This window comes from Proteus sp. G2300 (assembly GCF_009915965.1).
Classification (GTDB): domain Bacteria; phylum Pseudomonadota; class Gammaproteobacteria; order Enterobacterales; family Enterobacteriaceae; genus Proteus; species Proteus vulgaris.
On sequence record NZ_JAABNK010000022.1, the window covers coordinates 130,268 to 151,336 of the forward strand.

General features: G+C 33.6%; 20 protein-coding genes. 14 read left to right on the forward strand and 6 right to left on the reverse strand.

Annotated elements, in window-relative coordinates:
- The first annotated feature begins 2 nt into the window (after window positions 1-2).
- From sctN to GWI97_RS11140, 13 genes are all read left to right on the forward strand, one after another.
- The gene (gene sctN / locus GWI97_RS11080) at window positions 3-1,304 is read left to right on the forward strand and encodes a type III secretion system ATPase SctN (RefSeq protein WP_161751980.1); all 1,302 of its coding nucleotides are present in this window, start codon (window positions 3-5) and stop codon (window positions 1,302-1,304) included.
- Window positions 1,288-1,752 (forward strand): type III secretion protein, encoded by a 465-nt coding sequence (locus GWI97_RS11085; protein ID WP_087803341.1) that lies wholly within the window; start codon window positions 1,288-1,290, stop codon window positions 1,750-1,752. The genes sctN and GWI97_RS11085 overlap by 17 nt, the downstream gene beginning before the upstream one ends.
- Complete coding sequence (locus GWI97_RS11090; protein WP_036934460.1) at window positions 1,730-2,986, forward strand: hypothetical protein; 1,257 nt, start codon at window positions 1,730-1,732, stop codon at window positions 2,984-2,986. Before GWI97_RS11085 ends, GWI97_RS11090 begins: the two co-directional genes overlap by 23 nt.
- 2 nt (window positions 2,987-2,988) lie before the next feature.
- The gene (locus GWI97_RS11095) at window positions 2,989-3,900 is read left to right on the forward strand and encodes a FliM/FliN family flagellar motor switch protein (RefSeq protein WP_052038436.1); all 912 of its coding nucleotides are present in this window, start codon (window positions 2,989-2,991) and stop codon (window positions 3,898-3,900) included.
- A gap of 4 nt (window positions 3,901-3,904) precedes the next feature.
- Window positions 3,905-4,564, forward strand: coding sequence for an EscR/YscR/HrcR family type III secretion system export apparatus protein (locus GWI97_RS11100; protein ID WP_036934458.1), 660 nt, complete (start codon window positions 3,905-3,907; stop codon window positions 4,562-4,564).
- Window positions 4,564-4,818, forward strand: a complete 255-nt coding sequence (sctS, locus tag GWI97_RS11105; protein WP_036934456.1) for a type III secretion system export apparatus subunit SctS — start codon at window positions 4,564-4,566, stop codon at window positions 4,816-4,818. Before GWI97_RS11100 ends, sctS begins: the two co-directional genes overlap by 1 nt.
- 5 nt (window positions 4,819-4,823) lie before the next feature.
- On the forward strand, window positions 4,824-5,597 hold the full coding sequence (sctT, locus tag GWI97_RS11110) for a type III secretion system export apparatus subunit SctT (protein WP_087803343.1): 774 nt from the start codon (window positions 4,824-4,826) through the stop codon (window positions 5,595-5,597).
- Window positions 5,590-6,654: an EscU/YscU/HrcU family type III secretion system export apparatus switch protein gene (locus GWI97_RS11115; protein WP_161751981.1), complete on the forward strand. Its 1,065-nt coding sequence runs from the start codon at window positions 5,590-5,592 to the stop codon at window positions 6,652-6,654. Before sctT ends, GWI97_RS11115 begins: the two co-directional genes overlap by 8 nt.
- 140 nt (window positions 6,655-6,794) lie before the next feature.
- Window positions 6,795-7,310 (forward strand): type III secretion system translocator chaperone SicA, encoded by a 516-nt coding sequence (gene sicA, locus GWI97_RS11120; protein WP_036934446.1) that lies wholly within the window; start codon window positions 6,795-6,797, stop codon window positions 7,308-7,310.
- Window positions 7,303-9,519, forward strand: coding sequence for a type III secretion system translocon subunit SctE (gene sctE / locus GWI97_RS11125; RefSeq protein ID WP_161751982.1), 2,217 nt, complete (start codon window positions 7,303-7,305; stop codon window positions 9,517-9,519). The genes sicA and sctE overlap by 8 nt, the downstream gene beginning before the upstream one ends.
- Before the next feature lie 25 nt (window positions 9,520-9,544).
- A complete protein-coding gene (locus GWI97_RS11130) occupies window positions 9,545-10,372 on the forward strand; it encodes a hypothetical protein (RefSeq protein ID WP_036934444.1) in 828 nt (275 codons plus the stop codon).
- 3 nt (window positions 10,373-10,375) lie between these two features.
- Entirely contained in the window at window positions 10,376-11,590 is a 1,215-nt protein-coding gene (locus GWI97_RS18395) for an IpaD/SipD/SspD family type III secretion system needle tip protein (RefSeq protein WP_232798981.1), read from the forward strand.
- Between the two features lie 134 nt (window positions 11,591-11,724).
- Window positions 11,725-12,765: an IpaD/SipD/SspD family type III secretion system needle tip protein gene (locus GWI97_RS11140; RefSeq protein ID WP_036934442.1), complete on the forward strand. Its 1,041-nt coding sequence runs from the start codon at window positions 11,725-11,727 to the stop codon at window positions 12,763-12,765.
- Between the two features lie 103 nt (window positions 12,766-12,868).
- Here GWI97_RS11140 and GWI97_RS11145 read toward each other — a convergent pair whose 3' ends face one another.
- From GWI97_RS11145 to GWI97_RS11170, 6 genes are all read right to left on the reverse strand, one after another.
- Window positions 12,869-14,815 carry a TonB-dependent receptor plug domain-containing protein gene (locus tag GWI97_RS11145; RefSeq protein ID WP_036934441.1) on the reverse strand — a complete coding sequence of 649 codons (1,947 nt, stop codon included), beginning with the start codon at window positions 14,813-14,815 and terminating at the stop codon, window positions 12,869-12,871.
- Between the two features lie 272 nt (window positions 14,816-15,087).
- Window positions 15,088-15,936 carry a ModD protein gene (gene modD, locus GWI97_RS11150; RefSeq protein ID WP_115370664.1) on the reverse strand — a complete coding sequence of 283 codons (849 nt, stop codon included), beginning with the start codon at window positions 15,934-15,936 and terminating at the stop codon, window positions 15,088-15,090.
- Window positions 15,933-16,757 carry a class I SAM-dependent methyltransferase gene (locus tag GWI97_RS11155; RefSeq protein ID WP_036934438.1) on the reverse strand — a complete coding sequence of 275 codons (825 nt, stop codon included), beginning with the start codon at window positions 16,755-16,757 and terminating at the stop codon, window positions 15,933-15,935. The genes modD and GWI97_RS11155 overlap by 4 nt, the downstream gene beginning before the upstream one ends.
- Window positions 16,744-17,538, reverse strand: coding sequence for an ABC transporter ATP-binding protein (locus GWI97_RS11160; RefSeq protein WP_161751983.1), 795 nt, complete (start codon window positions 17,536-17,538; stop codon window positions 16,744-16,746). The genes GWI97_RS11155 and GWI97_RS11160 overlap by 14 nt, the downstream gene beginning before the upstream one ends.
- The gene (locus tag GWI97_RS11165) at window positions 17,535-18,533 is read right to left on the reverse strand and encodes a FecCD family ABC transporter permease (protein ID WP_161751984.1); all 999 of its coding nucleotides are present in this window, start codon (window positions 18,531-18,533) and stop codon (window positions 17,535-17,537) included. The genes GWI97_RS11160 and GWI97_RS11165 overlap by 4 nt, the downstream gene beginning before the upstream one ends.
- A complete protein-coding gene (locus tag GWI97_RS11170) occupies window positions 18,530-19,561 on the reverse strand; it encodes an ABC transporter substrate-binding protein (RefSeq protein WP_036934435.1) in 1,032 nt (343 codons plus the stop codon). The genes GWI97_RS11165 and GWI97_RS11170 overlap by 4 nt, the downstream gene beginning before the upstream one ends.
- Window positions 19,562-19,792: 231 nt before the next feature.
- On the opposite strand from GWI97_RS11170, the gene gntR reads away from it, so the two are divergent.
- Window positions 19,793-20,788, forward strand: a complete 996-nt coding sequence (gene gntR, locus GWI97_RS11175; RefSeq protein ID WP_161751985.1) for a gluconate operon transcriptional repressor GntR — start codon at window positions 19,793-19,795, stop codon at window positions 20,786-20,788.
- Window positions 20,789-21,069: the final 281 nt, after the last annotated feature.

The following is a 21,069-nucleotide window of genomic DNA, read 5'->3' on the forward strand; positions in this document are numbered from 1 at the left end:
TAATGAATAACTCATTTTCAATATTTCATCACGCAGCTCATCCTAGGCGAATTCAGGGGAATATTCTTGAGGTGATGTTGCGTGGTGTATTTATTGGAGAGATTTGTTTATTAAAAGATTCTGTTATTGATGGCCAAATTATTGGTGAAGCGATCGTGATTGGTTTTCGTAATGGTATTACGATTTTAAGCATGATGGGGAGTTCACAAGGTTATTCATTACAAATAATTGTAGTACCAACAGGTAATGCTTTTTCTGTCGCTTTAAGTCCTAATGTGTTAGGGAGCATGATTGATATCAAAGGCAATTCTTTATTACGTTTTAGTAATAAGCAAGAGATAGACGAAAATTTCTATTCATATTTACCTATTGATGGTCATCCTCCTTTATTTAATGAACGGCGTCCTATTACTGAAATATTTGAGTCAGGTGTTCGCGCTGTTGATGGATTATTGAGTTGTGGATTAGGGCAAAGAATGGGGATTTTTGCCAGTGCTGGAACGGGTAAGACAATGTTGATGAATATGTTTATCCGGTTTTCTCAGGCCGATATTTTTGTTATTGGGCTCATAGGTGAAAGGGGACGTGAAGTTACAGAATTTGTCGAGGAATTAAGAAAAGATAAACGATGCGAAAAAACAGTATTAATTTGTTCAACCTCCGATCAACCTGCAATAGAACGCTGTAATGCAGCATTGGTTGCCACTACGGTTGCTGAATATTTCAGAGAACAAGGTAAAAATGTTGTGTTATTTATCGATTCTATGACTCGTTATTGTCGCGCTCTAAGGGATGTTGCTCTTACTGCCGGCGAACTGCCTGTTCGCAAAGGCTATCCTGCTTCTGTCTTTGATAAATTACCCGCAATTTTGGAAAGGCCTGGAGTGACTTATAAGGGGTCAATTACCGCATTTTATACCGTTTTACTTGAAAGTGATGATGAGCCAGATGCAATAGGAGAAGAAATTCGTTCTATTTTAGATGGGCATATTTATCTCTCACGAAAAATAGCTGCTTCAGGCCATTATCCTGCTATTGATATTTTAGGCAGTGTGAGTCGTATTTTTCAGCAGATTACTAGCATTGAACAACAAAAAGCCGCATTAGAAATAAGGCAAATCTTAATGCGTTTGCAAGATATTAAATTGTTACAAGAGCTAGGTGAATACCGTATAGGTGAGAATGAATTAAATGATGTAGCGATCAATAAACAATCCGCAATAGAGGCTTTTCTTGTGCAATCCTTTAAAGAAAAAGCAATATTTCAACAAACATTGAAACAACTTTATGCGCTTACCCCGTAATCAACAAGTATTGATCAACGCTATTGTTAAGCGTCAGCAAAGAATAGAAAAGGAACAACAAAAATATCAAAAATTGATAAAAGAAGCAGAAAATAAAAAAGAAGAAAAAGCATTATTAGCAGCAGCGTTAGAAAAAGAGATCCCCGCTTATGAAAAAATAGGGGTTTATTCCTCTCATTCTTTAAATCAACAAAAGCGTAAACAGGCCATTGTTTTAGCTTCACTAAATATTTCTATGACTCAAATTAAAGAAATAGAGCATGAATTAGAAAAACTAAAAAAAGGCAGTTTGATTTTAAAAAAAGAAAGAGAAGTTGTAATCAAAAAACAAAATAAAATAAAGCGTTATCTTGAAGGAAAAGCATTAGAGAAAGAGTTATATATTGAAAGATTAGAACAAAATGAAATACAGGAGATGGTGTTGTATGATGTCGATAAAGATAGATAGCCTTAAGTTAAATAAATTTTTAATCAGTGAGCAAAATAGCGATAATAAGGCTGTTTTTTCTAAAGAATTATCATCATTATCTGATCGTGGAGCACGTTTACCTCTTGAAAAGGGTATCTCTTCTTCTGAAGAAGACTGTAAAATAAAACAAAAATTAAATGAATTTTATAATCTTGAACATAAAGAGTTTATTGATTTAAAAAATAAAATAAAATCGGATAAAGCAATAGATAAATTAAAAGATAAAGATGAAAAAGATGAAAAAGATGAAGGTAATGACGGTTTAAATATAGAAGGATTACTGTTAACGCAAAAAAAAATATATTCACAAGTTTGTTCTCATTTTAAAAAAAATAAATTAGAGCAAAAAATATTAGCTGGTAATGTTAGTCATAAAAATAATCTTGTTAATGCTTCACAAACTAAAAGTAATTTAAGTTTCACTAGTAATTTAGAATCTAATAAGGAAAACGTTATTACTCATTCAGAGGTTAAAAAAGAAAATCAATTAATTAACAACAAGTTGAGTCTTTTAACTAAACATGAATACGATAATAAAAAACCAGGAAAATTAGAAAAAAAACACTATCTTAATAAACTAATCAAAAGTAATAAAAATCATAAAGAAAATAAACCTGCTATCAATGAACAAAAAGAGGGTATTGATAAAATCAAACTGCCATTGAAATCTGAGGAAGGTAAGTTAATTTCAGATAGTCTTGTGATTGAAAACAATTATTCCCTTACTAAAGGACGATTTTTAGAGAATAGAAGTGTAGATAAAAAAGAGCTTTCTTTCGAATTTGAGAGTGAAAATTTAAATATAGGTGATTTACATAAAGAAAAAATAAAAGAAAATGTCAATGATGTATCGATATTTAATAGCATAAAGCCTGAATATCAACAAATGATATCAGGAGCACTATTTAATAAAAAGTTACTTGATATACCTGTTTTTAGTCTTCTTCATAAAAAAGTATCAATGATATCTCAGCCACCTAGCATAACTTATGTTTTTAAAAAATGGGGTAATGAACTGCATCAAATGAAAATAAATTTTGATACAGATAGAAAGATACAACTGATTGCTTCTACTGGACGAGTTTATCAATCTTCTTTAGAGAATTTTAATCAATATCAAGGACGACTATCTCTTTCATTAGAAAATGATAATCATCATTGGCGTATTAATGAGGTAGATCCTTCTACTGATAATAATAAAGATGAAAAATAATAATGTTAGGATCTAAACATAATTTTAATGATAATAAAGATAGCTATTCAATGGAAATTTTATCTTCTTTATATCAATCGTATTATCCGATCTCTTCGGCTCATTATTTTAAGATAAAAGGTAAAAATACATTAGGTTCATTTACCGGGCTTGTCGCGGTTAACGAGATTATGGATAAAATTTATCCTGAAAAAAAAATAGACTGGGAGGTTGTTCCTGACTATTACCTCCATGCTCTTTTTTCACAGAAGTGTTCACAAATATTGTTTCCTTTTTCGAAAGAGCCGATGTCATTAACGGCAGATAATATCTGTTTAGGCGAACAAGAAAGAACTGATTATCCAGTTATTAATACTGATATTGGTGACATATTTATTTGTTCTTTTGAGAAATATTATGACTGGACATTATCCTCAAAAAATAAAATTACTGCTATTGCTCAATTTCAACTTGGCAATAGTGAAATGTCATTTTCATTGTTAAAAACGCTCTCTTTGGGCGATATAGTACTGATTGATAGTATAGATTTCTCACTCGTTATTGGGGAAAAGAAATGGATGTGCTATCAGTGGCAAGAAGGAGAAAATGCCGTGGTTTTAGATGAAAAATTACTTACTGATGAAATAAAGAAAGAAGAGCCAACAAAAAATACAGGTATAGCATTACAAGAAAATATCGAGTTGAGGTCGATTAAAGCAATTCCCGTTACGGTTTCTTTTTTACTCTCAAGTAAGATACTGCCAATTGAGGAAATTGAAGAATTGGCTCCGGGACAAAAAATTATCTTACCGGATAATACTTCTCGGCATATTACATTAATTGCTAATGGTGTTGCTATAGCTCAAGGCGAATTAATAAAAATAGATGAGCGATTCGCTGTAGAAATTCAACGCTCTTATTTACAGCAAGATTAAATATATGGAAAGTTCAACAACACTGATTTTAACATTAGCATTAGCAACATTAGCGCCATTCATTATTGCAGCAGGAACGTGCTATTTAAAATTTTCTATTGTGCTGGTGATGACTCGTAATGCTTTAGGCGTTCAGCAAGTTCCTTCAAATATGGTACTTAATGCTATCGCATTAATGATGGCTTTATTCGTGATGACACCAATAGCAAAAAATACTTATCAATATCTTATTGAAAACCCAATTGATGTAACTTCTCCTGATTCATTTGAACGATTTTCTGATGATGCATTAGGAGAATATAAACGATATTTATACAAATATTCTGAACCAGAGCTGTTAGATTTTTTTGAACAAGCACAAGGTAATCGACCTGATAGTTCTGGTGATAAAGAAAATATAGAGAACTCTTTGTTAGCGCTGCTCCCTGCATACGCATTAAGTGAAATAAAATCGGCTTTTATTATTGGTTTCTATCTTTATTTGCCTTTTATTGTTATTGATTTAGTTGTCTCTTGTATTTTATTAGCTTTAGGAATGATGATGATGAGCCCAATTACATTATCAGTACCTTTAAAATTAATTCTATTTATTGCTATGGATGGTTGGACTCTATTAGCTAAAGGATTAATTAATCAATATCTTGATCTTATGGCGGTAAGGTAATGGATATGGTTTATGCGGCAAATAAAGCCGTTTATTTAGTGATATTGCTTTCTGCAGCACCTATTGCCATAGCAACATTTATCGGATTGGCAATTGGGCTTTTACAAACCATTACCCAAGTACAAGAACAAACATTACCTTTTGGCGTAAAGCTTGTTGGGGTTTTTGTCTGTTTACTCGTTACGATGGGATGGATGGGAGATAAAATATTAGTATATGCAAAAGAGATGATGACGCTAGGATTAGCGGGATAAATACAATGTTAATACTTTTAGGGTATATACAAGTTTATTTAGTTGATCTTTTTCTACTTGTTGCAAGATTATTCCCTATTTTTCTTTTTGTTCCTTTTTTAAATAGTCGAGTACTGAATAGCCAACTATTAAAATATATCATTATATTTTATATTGCCATGGGAATAAGACCAAGTATCATTATTATTGATGAAATAAGAGATGAATGGGAAGTCGTACTTTTAAGTGAATTAGTTGTTGGTATTTTTATTGGATTAATTTTTGCAACTCCTTTTTGGATTGCTTCCGCTTTTGGTGAATTTGTTGATAATCAACGAGGGGCTAGTATTGGTGATACAATTAACCCAACCACCGGGATTGAGTCTTCGGAATTCGCGTCATTAACTGGGTTATTTTGTGTGTCTTATTTTTTATCAACAGGTGGTTTGACCCAACTAATGACGACGATAAAAGATAGCTATGATGTATTTCCTATCGGTTATTTTAATAAAGAAATTGGTTACTCATTTGTTGGTCATTGGCTTAATTCAATGATCCGCACTGCGATTGTTTTAGTTTCTCCCGTTTTGATTATTATGTTTTTAAGTGAAGTTGCGTTAGGCGTTTATTCACTTTTTTGTCCCCAATTAAATGCATTTTCTCTGTCATTGTGTATAAAAGGGATTATTGCATTTATGTCATTACTCCTTTTCTTCGCCTCTGCGATGACCTCAGAACTTTATTCGTTTTTTAATAATAGATACTTTTATTCGATTTTTATGAGTATTTATCATGGCTGAAAAAACAGAAAAACCGACGAAGAAGAAGCTCGATGATTCAGCGAAAAAAGGACAAAGCTTTAAGAGTAAAGAATTAACATCAGGGCTTGTTTATCTTATTGGTGTTATGTATTTATTTCATCAAGTCGATTTAGATGAATTTAGTCTTTTTTATCAATCTATTTTACTTCATCCAACAAATATTACTTTAAAAAGTTATATCGATGTTATATCAACATTATTCTTTGATATTGTTTTACCAATACTTTTAGTCACCTTTTTATCTGGTGCAATTCCATCTTTATTTAGCTCTCGATTTAAACTTGCTACTGAAGCAATTAAAATTGACCTTAACCATATTAATCCAATCTCTGGCTTTAAAAAAATATTTAGCATAAGAACAATTAAAGATCTTTTAAAGACATTATTATTTATAATTATATTTTTAGTTACTTGTTATGTTTTTATTATTTTACACGGTGAAGAAATATTTATATTATATCGTTCTAGTTTAAATGTTGTTATTGATAAATGGTGTTCTCTGGTTATTAGTTTTATATTTATATTTTTTATTCTTTCAATACCTATTCTTATTTTAAATATTATTGCTGATTTCTTCCTCTTTATGAAAGATATGATGATGGAAAAACATGAAGTTAAACAAGAAAATAAGAATATGGAGGGTGATCCTGAAATAAAATCAACACGTCGACAACTTCATCAAGAATTACTTGATGAGCCAATGAAAAAGGTGATCCGCGATTCATCTGCTGTCATTGTGAATCCAACTCATGTGGCTGTTGGTATTTATTTTGATCCTGATAATGGGATTATGCCGTTAGTATCACTGAGATGTATTAATGATAAAGCACTCGCTGTGAAAGCTTATGCTAAAAAAGTTGGAACTCCTGTTATTCGCTATCCTAAATTGGCGAGAAAAATTTATCATAAATATCATTTGTTCGAAGTTATGATAGATCAAGATTTATTGGATGTTATGGATATTCTTATCTGGCTTAAGAGAATAGAGGTTGAAGGTTTATTGAGAGAAGAAATGGATTATATAAATAATCAATAAATTCACCTAATTTATTTTAATTATAAAAATAATGTATTTATATTTGTAAATATAGGCGTGTGTTTTATTAAAGTAATTAATTAATTATTCACTTAGAATTTCATTATTAATTATTCATCATAGATGAAAGGATTAACATCATGTCAGTATATGAAAAAATGTCAGAAAAAGAGCTTGATCAATTAGCAAACTATATTGTTTCTATTGTTCAAAATGGGGCATCACTTAAGGATGAAGGCGCTATCCCAGAAGGATTTATGGAAGGGATTTATTCATTTGCGTATGACTTTTACCAGAAAGGAAAACTGGATGAAGCAGAAGCTATTTTCAAATTTTTATGTCTTTATGATTTTTATAATGTTGATTATATTATGGGACTCGCTGCTGTTAAACAATTGAAAAAACAGTATCAAGTAGCCATTGATCTTTATGCCTTAGCTTATTTAAATGCAAAAAATGATTATCGCCCTGTATTTTATGCTGGCCAATGTAATTTATCATTAGGAGATAAAGAGAAAGCAAAATATTGTTTTGATCAAGTTTCAAAAAATATTAAAGATCAATCAATGAAAGAGAGAGCTGATGTTTATTTAGAGTCATTAAAAGATATTCCTCTTGTTGTTTTAAATACAGAGAAGGAAGCACAGTATGATTAAGGTTAATAATGAAAGCACAACACTATCCACACCTTTAGTTTCTAAAGAGGTAGATAAGGTTACTCAAGATACAGTACAGCAAGCACAAAGGATTAATTCTGCAAGTGAGCAGATTGTAGCATCACAACTTAAAGAGAAAGAAAATAATTTTACGGCTCCTTCCCTTCGTGTACCTCTAGAACAAAAAAAGAATAGCCAAAGAATTAATATTAAAGATGATGCACAGTATAAGATAAATGCTTTTTCTCAACAAAATACAAAAAAGAACCGTAATTTTATCGATAATAATAAATTCGAATTAGGAGAAATGATATTAAGTAACACTCATAATGAAGATAAAAAATCAAATATTCTTGCTAATGAAAAGCATCTTTATGATCCAACAGACACTGATAAAACGAATATATCTCAAGAAAAAAAATTATCATCAGTAACTTCAAATCCTACCTTACCGAAAAATAAGAAATCAAATAAAGATTATGATTTTTTATTTTTACAATTATCTTATCAGAATGTTATTCATCAAAATGTATTAGAAAATATTAAAGAGCCAGATAAACTTGATTATTATATAGATAAGCTAAATAAATTATCTAAAGGTATTGATGGATTAAAAGATCAAATTAAACCTGTATTAGATGAAATAAAAAATAATAAAGAGGCTTATGTTGATTATTGGATGGAAGTTTATAATCAAATAAAATCCAATAAATTCCAAACAGCAGGTGAAGTTATAAGCTTCTTAAAAAACAATACTATTCCTAGCTCATTAATCAATGAGTTACTTTCAGGAAAGATTAAATCTAAAGGTGATATGGAAAAGTTACTTGAAAAAACATTTCCATTTTTAACTTTGCCTGATGATATTTCTAAATTATCTTTGGATGAAATAGATAGCTTATATGAAAAACTATCAAGTTTCTTTGATAATGTATTTAAATATATGCCTTGTGTCTCTGTAAATGAAGAGAAAATTACATCACATAAAGATGAGTTAAAGGCATTAATAAATAAAAAAGAAAATGAGTCAATAAAAAAACAATTAGAACAGATAAAAGAAACATATAGAACATTGACGATTTCTCAAAGTTCATTAGAGCTTGAAATCATGTCTGACTCATTATCTGGAATGGCGTTATTAACATTTTTATTGGCTAAAACTCGAGAACTTACATTAAAAGTAATGTTACAACGCTCTGAAAGTGAACAGAAATTATTTGATGAAATGCGAGAAGTGACAGAAAAATCACTTAAAGAAAAAATTGAGGAACAAAAAGCTCAAATAAAAAAACAAGAAGAAATTCAGTTTTGGGCTGGTATTGGCTTAAAAATATTAGGTGGGTTATTAGCCTTAGTTGCGGGGATTGCATCTATTTTTACCGCAGGTGCATCAATGGCACTAATGGCTGTAGCGGTTACCTTATTTGTTGCCGATATTGCATTAACTGTGGCTGATGAAGTCTATCAAGCGATACATGATAAATCGTTTATGGATGAAATTATGCAACCTATCTCTGATGCTATTATGACGGCTATCGATAAAATAGTCGGTTTTCTCACAGATGTGATTAATAGCACACTTGATGGATTAAAAGGATTAGGTATCGATAAGAAGATTATTGAAGAAATAAAAAATGCAATGCAAGATAAATTAAAAATGGCCCTTAAAATTTTAATTACGGCCATTCTATTTGTTGGTGCGATTGCATTGAGTTTTATAATTGGGCCTGCAGTAAAAGGTCTAACTAACGTTGCAAATAAAATTGTCAATCAACAAATAAGAGATACATTAAAACGTGTATTACATGATGCTCTTGAAGCAATGATGGGCAAAATGATTAAAGAAATCATTGTGCAAGTTTTTGAAGAAGCAATGGAGAAAATTAATAAATTACTTGCTAAAGATATTTCAAAAAAAGCAAGTGTGATGTTGAATAGAAGTGTGGTCGCTTCTAAATTAGTAAACTCAACTGCAACTAATGCCGTAAATATTTATAGTAGTGTTATTTCAGCTAAGATTTTGCAATCTATGGCTGACAGTAAAAAACTGGAAGCTATATTAAACCTTATCCAAAAATTAATGGATAAGATAATGGAAAGTTATCATGAGAATGTTGATACGATAACTGAAATTTTAAAAAATATGAGTACAAGCTCATCGATTAGTAATAAAGCAAAATCAGATATGATAAAAAGTATATCTATTTAACAATAATCCTTTGTGAGACTTTAATATGACTATAAAAATAAGTAATGACCATGTAATTAGCCAATATAATATAAAACCTGATGATCTTAAAAAAGATGAGAAAACAATTGATAAGGATATGTTATATAAAATAATTGAACCTAAAATAAAAAAAATGATAAATAAAGTTATAGATGGAGGAAAGCCTATTTTAAGTGAGCCAAGAATTAAAAAGCCAGATATAAAGTCTATTTTAAAAGAATTGGATGTCGATAACGATAATGATATTTATGATAATATTAAAACAGAAAATTTAGGTTCATTTAATTTTTTATCTGACGACATGATGAAATTAATTAATTTGATTGTTAAATATTTAGAGTCAATGATTAAAAAATTTGAGGCATCCCGAGAAATGGGGGTTATGCTGATGAATGTTGAATTAAATATGGCCAATCAAATTAAAGATAATTTAAATAAAAAAGCCAATATTATGATAGGGGCTGCCATTACGAGTGCAGGTATTTCAATGGCAATACATGGCATGGGGGCGTTTGTTTCTATTAAAGGGATGGGGCAAAATCTGGTCGGACACTCTAATCCAACTATGATAACGGGTAATCTAATTAGCTCTACGGCAGATCCTTTAGCGCGAGTTGCAGATCAAAATCTACAAGCTGATGGAATTAGACTGGATGGGGAGCAGAAAGTTTTAGAAGCTAGAGGAAGTGTCAATAATCATGTCATTAATAATAATAATGATATGCAACGAGAAGTGACTGAAATTATAAAAGCACTATTGCAGGCCATTGAAGCGATTATTCATGCACAGCAGGATGCGGCATCTACTATTGGTTCTAATGTAAAAGGATAATATATGTCTAATGCTATTCATTCAGGGATGCATAATATAGCAAATCATTTGACACCACATTCTTCTCCTCAAGAGGGAGTATCTATCTTAAAAAAGAAACAACTTTTTGATGATATGGAAAGTTTAGTAAAACATATCAAACGAGAGCATAACGATTTTGATCTGGATAATTGGGTCTATTGTCATCAGTTAGATGGGAAAACAGAAAGAGAAATTTATATTTCTCTTTCTGAACACTATGCAAAAAATAGTATTGACTATCAGCAGTGTTTATCTTCTGAAAAAAAGTTATCTCTAGAGATACAAAATGCACTTTCAACGAGTGGTTATCCGACTGATTCTTTAAGTGATTTCTTTCAGGAAGTAAAACAATCTATCGTTGCGGGTAAAAATGATTATTTAGATATTTTAAAAGTCATTTTTTCTAATTATATGGATTATGTTAGAGAATTAAGAACGACAATCACGTCTTTATCTCAGTATACAAAAGCAGGGAAAAAAGATGGGCATATTGCAGTCAATTATAGTGATTTTAAAAAAGAATTAGAGAAAATTAAGATAAAACATCAGGAAAAATTAGGTAATGATGCCTTTTTTCATATTCAGATACTATTTGAATGTAAAAATGATCATGGCTTTTTTCGTCATGTTGATAACCAAAAAATACATTATAAAAATAAAAATCAGGTTGATAAAGCAGTACATACTATAGAAAGATTACTAAAGGACATAAAAGGCATTAAAATAAAAAAAGAAGAATGCTTATCTGAAAAGAATAAAGATATTAATTTTAAGTTTTTTGGGAGTGTCGATTTTGATGATATTAATAAATTTATTAATAATATAGATACCACTATTTCTATAGAAGGTATATTATCAGAATCAGAAATAGAGAAAAAAAGAAAAAAACTTATTTCAGAAAATACTTCCTTATTTGGTGTTGTCAAGCCAGGTTTTGATATCGGTAAGGAAATGATTAAAATAAGAGAAGATAATGAAAATAGAAAGAAAGATTCAAAATATAAAAATATTTTACAAACTGAGTTTGATTTATTTAAAAAATCACTTGACGTATTAGAAAAGAAAATAAATTCTAATCTTGATGAGCTTTCTAAAAAATTTAGTACAGCAAATAGTAATTATGATAATTTTGTGAAAATAGTGAGCAGTACAATGAATACATTATTAGAAATGGCAAAAGGTTTTTTACGTCAATAATAATGTTAGACTTTAGATAAAATAGTAAAGCAATGCTGTCAATTAACATCATTCTTATATAAGAAGTTAAAAAATAATTTTTAGCTGGCATATAAGATATTTTTTCTATTGAAATAATATAAGAGGTTAATGTTATGGCTACAGCTATTTTCCCTATGTCTCATCAGTTACACAATATAAAGAATAAAAATCATAACGAAGATAATATGATTCATTTAAATAATAATAATTCTTTAAATGATATGGAATTTTTATTATCTGATATAAAAAATGAATATAATAATATTTATCTCGAAAATCCAGATAGTTATCGAAAGTTAAAAGGAGTAACAGAGACGGAAAAAGTATATTTTCTATCTGAACAATATAATATAAACAATATTAATAAAGATAGGGCATTAATTAATACTAGAAGTACTTTTCAAACAATACAAAATAATCTTTCTGTTCAAAATCCCACTGATTCATTAAATGATCTGTTTGATAATGTTAAGCAATCTATTATTGCAGGTAAAAATGATTATCTTGATGTTTTAAAAGATATTTTCTCTAAATATATGGAGTATGTTAGAGAGTTAAGAGAGATATTATCTGAATTAGGTAAGTCAACTAAGGCTGGAAGTAAAGATGGATATATCAATGTCAATCTTGATGATTTAGTTAATAAATTAGCAATATTAAAAATGAAAATTGATTCGTCTAAATTTTTTAGTTTATGGATGTATTTCTATAAAGAAAATGATGGGCGATATTATAGAGTGATTAATAATGAGAAAATATATTATCCCAATAATCATGAGGTGGATAATTCGGCTATGGCATTAGAAAAGTTACTTAATCAAATAAAGGGTATTAAATCAAAAAAAAATGATAACTCAGCGACTGTTAGACCTGATATATCTTTTTTATTTGATGTCAGTTTAGATTTATCGGGATTGGATAAATTAATGGATTATTTAAATAATATACCAGTAGGGGGAAACGATATGTTACAAACAGAGTTTGATTTATTGAAAAAAACATTAGATTCCTTTGAGAAAGGGATTAATACTAATCTGGATGAACTTTCCAAAAAATACAGTGCGGCGAATAGTAACTATGATAATTTTGTGAAAATTGTAAGTAGTACTATGAATACATTATTAGAAATGGCAAAAGGTTTTCTTCATTTTTAATTTTATATAGAGTATATATTACGGATAATATGGTTATTTTAAGGATAAAAAGAGCTGATACCTAATAAATATCAGCTCTTAGATTTAAAAAGAATGATCTAGATTAGAATTTATATTCTACACCTAACCAGTAATTACGACCATCTTCCATATAACCTTGAGTATATTCATAAGATTTATCAAAAAGGTTATTAACAGAAGCATTAGCAGAAACACCACCACCAAAGTCATAATCTAAACGCAGATCAGTCTTTGCATAGCCTGCTAGTTTGTCATTTTCATCAATACGGTTATAAGTCCAGCTTTGGGCTTCTTCCATAATGGTAAAACGAACTTGCTCAACAGGAATAAATGTCATCCATATGTAGGCTTTATGTTTTGGTAAACCTTCAACATGTGCCACTTGTTTTGGATCACTGTGAATATAGCTGTAATTTAAGCCTAGCTCTAACCAATCTGTCACATTGCCTTTAGTACCTAAATCAAGCCCAATATAATCAACACGTCCACTATTTTGATTTTGGAAGAATGCGTTGCCACCACGATAAACGGTGTGTGCCATAATAGCATCACTAACACGGTTATAGTAAATGCTGGATTGGTAACCCCATTTATCCGTAATGTGTCCTTCATAGGTTAAGTCGAAAGATAATGCGCGTTCAGGATCTAAATCTGGATTGATGATCCCTTTAGAGCCATCTTTGGGTTTTTCACTTGTGTAACGTTCTTTTTGTGTAGGGAAACGGCTACGATCAGACACAGAAAAACGTACGGTATCATTATTGGTTAATGAATATTTTGCCATCATTTCCCAATTAAAGGCCGTTTGTTTGTTATCATCAGCGCCTTTGTCAGTCTCAAGGCTATCGCGCCAGTCGTAGCTAATTGCACCTACTAAATCAAGATCGTTAGTGACAACCCATTGATATTCTGTGGCTAAAGACCAGGTTCTGTCTTTATAACGCATCCAATCACCATGTTTCTCTTTTTGAGAGCGGTGAACGTCATCTTTCCAGTGCGCGGCGAAAGAGAGTAGATCATTTTCACGAGTATCGATACCTAATTGTAATGCGGCACCTGTGCTGTAGTCGTCATAGTGACTGTAATCAGGTGCATCGCCTTTTTTAGGGTACATATAAAGGGTATTCTCAAACTTATCATGATACGCACGGCTTTGTAATTTCATACCATCCGTAATTTGAGTGATCCCGCTATAGTAATAGCTTTCTTTATTGTAATCTGGCCATGCCCAATATTTAAATTTACCTTTACCCAATGTTGATGGTGGGCTATTTTTTTCGCCGTCTTGTTTTACATAAGTCAGAGTATATTCATCAGAAGCGCGTGGTGTCCAACCCACTTTGATCATGCCACGTTTATCATCTGTTGTTGAATTATCACGACGTCCATGAGTTCCCGCTGCCACATTATTTTCATCAGCACCAGGAATTGGTGTAAAACGTTGTTTTAATTGGCTACCACTGATTTGAATAAAGCCTAAATCATTACGAGCACCTAAGCGTGCATTCATATTGTGTGCATAATCAGCGCCACGAGCAAAACCTTGAGAATAAGCAATACTGCCTTCTAATGGTTTTTTCGGTGTTGCAGTCGTTATATTAATTGCCCCCCCCATTAAGTTAGGGCCTTGCAGTAATGAGGTATAGCCTTTGTTGACTTCAATGCTTGCCAGATCGTTAGTGGTAAAACGCGCTAAATCTAAGTTACCATCGTAAGGAACATAAGTGGGAATACCATCAAAAAATACAGGGACTTGGCGACTATCAAAACCACGTACTTTAATCGTGTATTCATTACGGTTGCCTGATTTTTGCATAACAACACCAGGCAATGTTGCAATGGCTTGCGCGGCATTCACTTTATTTTGTTCAAGCATTTGTTCTTGCGTTAACACGTCAGGATTTGCCGCGATAGGGCTACTCCAAACCGTTAATAGATCAGGTGTCGATTGTCCATAAGTCGTGTCAGCAAATACAGTATTTGGTAATAGAGCAAGAGATAAACAGTAGCATAGAGGTTTTAATTTCATCATTCCAATCCCAGTTTATAATCTATATATAATTATTTATATAACGATATTCGTAAAAATAAATGAATAAAAAGAGCACTTACACGTTGGTAAGTACTCGAGCTTGTTATAAAACAAAGCGACAGGCTTAACTTAATGAAGATCAGCAAAGAGATTTCTCTATGCCACGACAACCATTTCCTTGTTATTGACCTCATTATTATTGTGCTGTTTTTGTTTCTTGTTGATTAAAAAGGTAAATACTGACTTATCTCTAAGCCATTATTTTTATTTTAATCTTTGGGGTAAAGACGAACTTTAATATCCGTTGGTGGTGCATAATAAGGCGACGACGTTATCATTAATGTAATGCCGGTTTGTGCGTATTCTTCGATAGTATTGAGGTTAATGCCACCAGCCACTGAAAGACGGCAATGAGGCGCAATGAGAGGCGCTTCTTGTTGTAGCTGTGTGATATCTTTAATAGAGAATTTATCGAGCTGTAAGATATCAGGCTGTGCTTTTAACGCTTCTCTAGCTTGTTCAATGTCATCAGCTTCTACAACAATACATTTTTCAGGTGCTGCTTGGCGTAACTGCTTAACGTGTTGTGTCCAATTGTCAGGCTCTGATAGAAAACGACGATGATTAGCAAAGAGTAAGATAGTTTCAGAACAACCTTGGCGATGAATAACACCACCGCCCGCCAGTACCGCTTGTGTTGCCAGCAATTTGGTATTAGGAATATTTTTACGTGTACATGCAATTTGTCCATGAGGCTGATAGCGGTGGTAAGTTTCCAGCATTCTCGCTATATAATCACTCACACCACAGCTCCACTCAAGGACGTTTTGTACCACCTTCCAACCTTGGTGCAGTGCATCAGCACGACCTTCAGCGGTGATCAAGCAATCACCCGCATCGGTAAAATCGCCATCTTGTTGATGCGCTTTTACGACTAATCCTAATTTTTCTAATAAGCGACAACCCAGCATGATCCCACTGACACAACCAGCTTTACGGCGTGTAAAGGTCATTGTGCCTAATCGATTGCTGATATTTAGCGCTCGGCTGGTGAGATCGCCATATTGGATATCTTCCATTAACAAATTATCAAGAAAGGTATCAGGATAATAAATCATAGAGTTAACTCACTTTCTGGCACCACATCCCAAGAGACCATCGCCCAATCACGGGTTGGTGAAATCAGTGAAACGCTTTTTTCAATACTTTCGTGATAGTAATTAGTTAGGCGTGTAATTTCATCTTCACTTAAAGGCCCTACTGAAAAATTAATACCCTCAATAAATTGTTCAAGGTTATTGAAATTGCTTTGGCAATTACGGCTACGGATATAGTCTACTTTAGGATGAATGCCCATTTGATTTAGCATATTCACAGCATAAATGTATGTTGGAAGCGTAGGAACCTCTCGACCCAGTAAGCGAATAATGCGTTGATCAACAAAGGTTGGCGAAACAGTGTGAGTGGTATAAACACGTAAATTAGCTTGGCGGTTTAGTTTTAAGAGTGCAGCTTGTAAATCCATCACTAATGTTGATCGTGAAGCCACTGCGATATCACAACGAGGAAGCTCATCCCAGCTATCTTCCCATGAGCAAGTGATAAATTCTGCATGGTTGATACCTGCTTGTTTAGCTCTACGTCTAGCGACCGTTAACATACCAGTACTGTAATCAATACCAATTATTTTCTTAAATTTATCTGCCACATGAATGCTGATAGAGCCTGGGCCACAACCTACATCTAATAGCGTTTCAGCACCGCTAAAATCCATCATTGCACGAAATTTTATTAGATAGGGATCGTTAGGGTTGGCACAGCTCTCTGCCATCTTTTCGGCACGTTTATCCCAATGTTCAGGCTCTTTTTTGGTTCTTTCTGCCTGTACCATGTGGTTTTTATAAAGTTCAGCAAAATCCGTGGTTTCAATTGTGTTCATATGCTTGCCTATGGTCATCTTTATTATCAGAGTAGGCGTGAAAATGCGCCTGAATATCTGTTGGTTGTACACCATAAAGGTGCGCTAAATTGTTGGCTGTCAGCAAAATGTCAGGTCTATCTTGCAAAACAGGCACATGAGGTGTTAGTAAAATGACATCATCTGCCAAAGAAGCAGCATGTTGAGGGTGATGTGTGGACATAAAAATACTGATCCCTAATGCTTTTAATGCCTTAACTTGGGTAAGTAGTTTTATTTGGTTACCAAAGTCAAGGCTTGCCGCGGGCTCATCCATAATCAGTAATTTGGGTTGCTGTACTAATGCGCGTGCAATTAATACCATCTGTTTCTCACCACCACTAAGAGTATCAAAAGTTCGGTCGGCAAGATGAGAAAGTGAGAGCATTTCTAAGGTTTCCATTGCCATGGTTTTATCTTGCGAACTTGGCGTAGAGAAAAAAGAGAGATGCACGCCTCGCCCCATCACAACCATATCGATTACATTGAAAGAAAAAGGAAGGTGAGTTACTTGAGGAACATACGCCATAACTTTAGCAAGTTCTGTTGGTGACCACTTACTTAGTATTTTACCCGCAATATTAATCTCACCATCAATACAAGGTATGAGTCCTAATAAAGTTCGCATCAGTGTCGTTTTACCACAACCATTGGCACCTAATAAGCAGATGATTTGCCCTTGTTTGATATGAAAGGAGAGATCTTTAATTAAGGTTTTGCCTTTGTAGCCAATCGCGAGTTGGTTTGTCTGTGCAATGATCATGAGCCTTTCCTTGTTCTAAGTAACAACATTAAAAAGAATGGTGCACCAATGGCAGAGGTTAAAATACCTAACGGAAGTTCAAGGTTGGCAATAGTACGGGCTAATGTGTCAGTGATTAACAGCATAATAGCACCGACAAGTAAGGAAATAGGGAGTTGATGATTGAAGTTAGCACCCACTAACAATCTGACAATATGAGGGACAATTAAGCCTAGCCAGCCAATAATTCCTGCAATAGAGACAGCACTTGCAGTGATTAATGTCGCTGACAAAATAAAAATAAGTCGGGTTACTTCGACATTTAAACCTAATGCTCTGGCTTCTTCATCAGATAAACTGAGGATATTCATACGCCAGCGTAATAAAATTAGAGGGATAAAACCCACTAACATAAGCGGCGCAACAGAAATTAGATCAGAGGCGGTGATAGCTGAAAGCCCACCTAAGAGCCAAAAGGTAATTGAAGGCAGTTGAGTATAAGGATCGGCGAGAATTTTCATTAATGAAATTGCTGAGCCACATAGTGCACTGATAGCAATGCCAACTAACACAAGCGAAAGCACGGGATCATGTTGTTTAGCAAGTCTCGCAATAAAGTAGACTAAAGCAACCGTTGCTAAACCTCCCGCAAAGGCGAAAAGTTGAATCGACAACATGGATTGCCCAAGAAAAATACCTAATACCGCACCCACCCCAGCCCCGGATGAAACCCCAAGAATATCAGGAGAGACTAATGGATTACGGAACATGCCTTGATAAGCAGCACCAGCAATCGCTAATCCTCCACCTATTAAAATTGCCGCTAGCACTCTAGGAAATCTTATTTGCCAGAAGACGGTTTCAGTGCGGTTATATTCTATATTCCCCGTTAATTTATTATTGACTAGAGTCCACAGCTCATTAGTAGTAAGTGAATACTTACCACTTGTGATCGCAATTAACGCGACAACGCAAAATAACGTAATGAGAAGCGTAATACGTGCAGATTGATTCATAAATACCCCAGCAATTGCTGACCTTGTTCTGCACTTAATTGTGTATGGTAAAAATGAGCAAAGTAATTTTGTAGATCGTGAACGGCTTGCTCTTTTATTCGTGTGTCAAAATGGCTTTGTAATCGACGCATCCCCATTAAACGGTTAATACCCGGGGGACCATCTAACCAGCCAAATGGTAAGCCTTTAAACAGTAACACATTGTTATTTTTAACAGCTTGAATGCTTTTCCATACAGAGCCTTGCATAATTTGCTGATAGGCATTTTCATCTTGTGTGATGATCAAGTCAGGATCCCATATCAACAGTTGTTCTGGTGAAACATCTGTTAACCCGGTAAAATCAGGAATATCAACCACATTTTCAAAGCCTAATGCTTCAATGGCCTCAGTATGAATAGAGTGTTTTGCACCTGTTTGTAACCCTTTAGCACCCCGAGCGAGATAAAAACGTGGGTGGGTGTGTTGTTCACAAGCAAATAAGGCTGCATCACTAAGATATTGCTCTGCAATGAGTGCTAATGTTTCTGCGCTTTCAGCAACGCCTAATAAAGCGCCAGTTTGACGCAATTGGGCTGGACTATCTTTTAATGTGCCATCAATTAACACATAAGGCACACCTGTTTGATCAGAAACGCGTTTTGCTAATGAGCGATAGGTTTCATCTACATTTCCACTATCAATAATGATATCGGGTTCTAACGTTAGTAAGGCTTCTAAAGAGAGGGTACTTCCTCGCCCTGATAAGCGCCCTAAACGAGGTAATTTGCGTAGTTCATCTGAAAATAAAGAGCTTTTTTCTAAATTAAGAGAGGAAAAACCCAATAATTTTTCAGGAGCTAGTGCGAGCAACAATTGGTCAGTAGGAGGACCTGCGCTGATCACGCGATGGATCGCAGTTGATGCTGGAATATGACCAAACTGTGCTGCAATACGTGAGGTTATTGCGGCTCTTACCGAATGTGGAAGTGCAGATAATGTCGCAATGGTGGTGAGGTAAGTTAGAAATTGTCGTCTATGGATTGCCATAAGTTCACACTGTTTATTGTTTTATATTGGTATCGTTATTTCATTTATTATACAGCGAAGAATACTATATTTCCTTTGGCTTAAGTCAAGGGATAGTCAGTCAAAATCAAATCTAAGCACACATCTGAAAAACTTTATTCGAAATAGTGTGTAACCTAGGGCTATAATCAGCGTTCTTGGAAAAATAAAGCGCGTATTAATACGAATGTTTTTGGATAGTTGCGGTATAAAATGAAGAAAAAACGCCCCTCATTACAGGATGTAGCTTCACGTGTTGGTGTCACCAAAATGACGGTTAGTCGTTTTTTGCGTAACCCAGAACAAGTCTCTGAAGCTTTACGAGAAAAAATTGCGCGCGAATTAGATAGTCTTAATTATATTCCTAATCGCGCTCCTGATATTTTATCTAATTCTACCAGTCATGCGATTGGGGTATTGCTACCTTCTTTAACTAACCAAGTTTTTGCCGAAGTTATTCGTGGTATTGAATCGGTAACAGATAAATTCGGTTATCAAACCATGTTAGCGCACTATGGATATCGTGCGGAAAAAGAAGAAGAACGTCTGCTTTCATTGCTCTCTTATAATATTGATGGGCTTATTCTTGCAGAAAGAACGCATACGCCAAAAACAATAAAAATGCTAGAAACAGCCGGTATTCCGGTCGTGGAAATCATGGATAGTGTTTCGCCTTGTTTTGATTCGGCGGTGGGATTAGATAACGTTGAGGCTTCACAACAGATGGTCAGTGAAATGATCAAGCGTGGCTGTAAACGTGTTATTTATCTTGGTGCAAGACAGGATGAACGAACCCTAATGCGTTTAAACGGTTATGAGAAAGCCATGCAAAATGCGGGTTTACCTACGGGCAGTGTAATGACACCGAAAAGTTCGTCATATTCGCTAGGGGCAGAGTTATTACATGCTGCACGCAAACAATACCCTGACTTAGACGGACTTTATTGTACTAATGATGATATTGCTATTGGTGCTATTTTTGAGTGCCAACGTTTAGGTATTTCAGTACCCAATGATATTGCTATTTCAGGCTTCCATGGGCATGACGTAGGGCAGGTGATGACGCCTCGATTGGCGAGTATCTTGACCCCCCGTGATGAAATGGGGCAACAAGCTGCAGATTTATTGCTTAAACGCATGAAAGGTAAAATTGCTCGAGGGCAAGTTATTGATGTTGGTTTTCGTATAATTAAAGGTGAAAGCATATAACAAGCTAACTAATTGATAATATTAAAGTTTAATTTTTTCGAACCCTATTGTTATGTCAATAACAGTAGGGTTTTTTTATTGTATATCTTCTACCTTTTAAGGTTATCACTCTTACTTTGACAGTGAATTAAAAGTGAGAAAGGGCGTAGTTAGGTCAGATATTTTGTTGTCAGTTTGTAGATTATCTTACTTTCATTTGAGAGTCGCTTCACATTTTCACTTCTTTGTTGATCTTCATTGTTGTATTTACCTTGTTACTTCGGATATGTTACCCGTAACAG

What these genes read in the sequence shown, in the direction of transcription:
- sctN (WP_161751980.1), top strand. Translation starts at nt 3, where the DNA reads ATGAATAACTCATTTTCAATATTTCATCACGCAGCTCATCCTAGGCGA.
- GWI97_RS11085 (WP_087803341.1), top strand. Translation starts at nt 1,288, where the DNA reads ATGCGCTTACCCCGTAATCAACAAGTATTGATCAACGCTATTGTTAAG.
- GWI97_RS11090 (WP_036934460.1), top strand. Translation starts at nt 1,730, where the DNA reads ATGATGTCGATAAAGATAGATAGCCTTAAGTTAAATAAATTTTTAATC.
- GWI97_RS11095 (WP_052038436.1), top strand. Translation starts at nt 2,989, where the DNA reads ATGTTAGGATCTAAACATAATTTTAATGATAATAAAGATAGCTATTCA.
- GWI97_RS11100 (WP_036934458.1), top strand. Translation starts at nt 3,905, where the DNA reads ATGGAAAGTTCAACAACACTGATTTTAACATTAGCATTAGCAACATTA.
- sctS (WP_036934456.1), top strand. Translation starts at nt 4,564, where the DNA reads ATGGATATGGTTTATGCGGCAAATAAAGCCGTTTATTTAGTGATATTG.
- sctT (WP_087803343.1), top strand. Translation starts at nt 4,824, where the DNA reads ATGTTAATACTTTTAGGGTATATACAAGTTTATTTAGTTGATCTTTTT.
- GWI97_RS11115 (WP_161751981.1), top strand. Translation starts at nt 5,590, where the DNA reads ATGGCTGAAAAAACAGAAAAACCGACGAAGAAGAAGCTCGATGATTCA.
- sicA (WP_036934446.1), top strand. Translation starts at nt 6,795, where the DNA reads ATGTCAGTATATGAAAAAATGTCAGAAAAAGAGCTTGATCAATTAGCA.
- sctE (WP_161751982.1), top strand. Translation starts at nt 7,303, where the DNA reads ATGATTAAGGTTAATAATGAAAGCACAACACTATCCACACCTTTAGTT.
- GWI97_RS11130 (WP_036934444.1), top strand. Translation starts at nt 9,545, where the DNA reads ATGACTATAAAAATAAGTAATGACCATGTAATTAGCCAATATAATATA.
- GWI97_RS18395 (WP_232798981.1), top strand. Translation starts at nt 10,376, where the DNA reads ATGTCTAATGCTATTCATTCAGGGATGCATAATATAGCAAATCATTTG.
- GWI97_RS11140 (WP_036934442.1), top strand. Translation starts at nt 11,725, where the DNA reads ATGGCTACAGCTATTTTCCCTATGTCTCATCAGTTACACAATATAAAG.
- GWI97_RS11145 (WP_036934441.1), bottom strand. Translation starts at nt 14,815, where the DNA reads ATGAAATTAAAACCTCTATGCTACTGTTTATCTCTTGCTCTATTACCA.
- modD (WP_115370664.1), bottom strand. Translation starts at nt 15,936, where the DNA reads ATGATTTATTATCCTGATACCTTTCTTGATAATTTGTTAATGGAAGAT.
- GWI97_RS11155 (WP_036934438.1), bottom strand. Translation starts at nt 16,757, where the DNA reads ATGAACACAATTGAAACCACGGATTTTGCTGAACTTTATAAAAACCAC.
- GWI97_RS11160 (WP_161751983.1), bottom strand. Translation starts at nt 17,538, where the DNA reads ATGATCATTGCACAGACAAACCAACTCGCGATTGGCTACAAAGGCAAA.
- GWI97_RS11165 (WP_161751984.1), bottom strand. Translation starts at nt 18,533, where the DNA reads ATGAATCAATCTGCACGTATTACGCTTCTCATTACGTTATTTTGCGTT.
- GWI97_RS11170 (WP_036934435.1), bottom strand. Translation starts at nt 19,561, where the DNA reads ATGGCAATCCATAGACGACAATTTCTAACTTACCTCACCACCATTGCG.
- gntR (WP_161751985.1), top strand. Translation starts at nt 19,793, where the DNA reads ATGAAGAAAAAACGCCCCTCATTACAGGATGTAGCTTCACGTGTTGGT.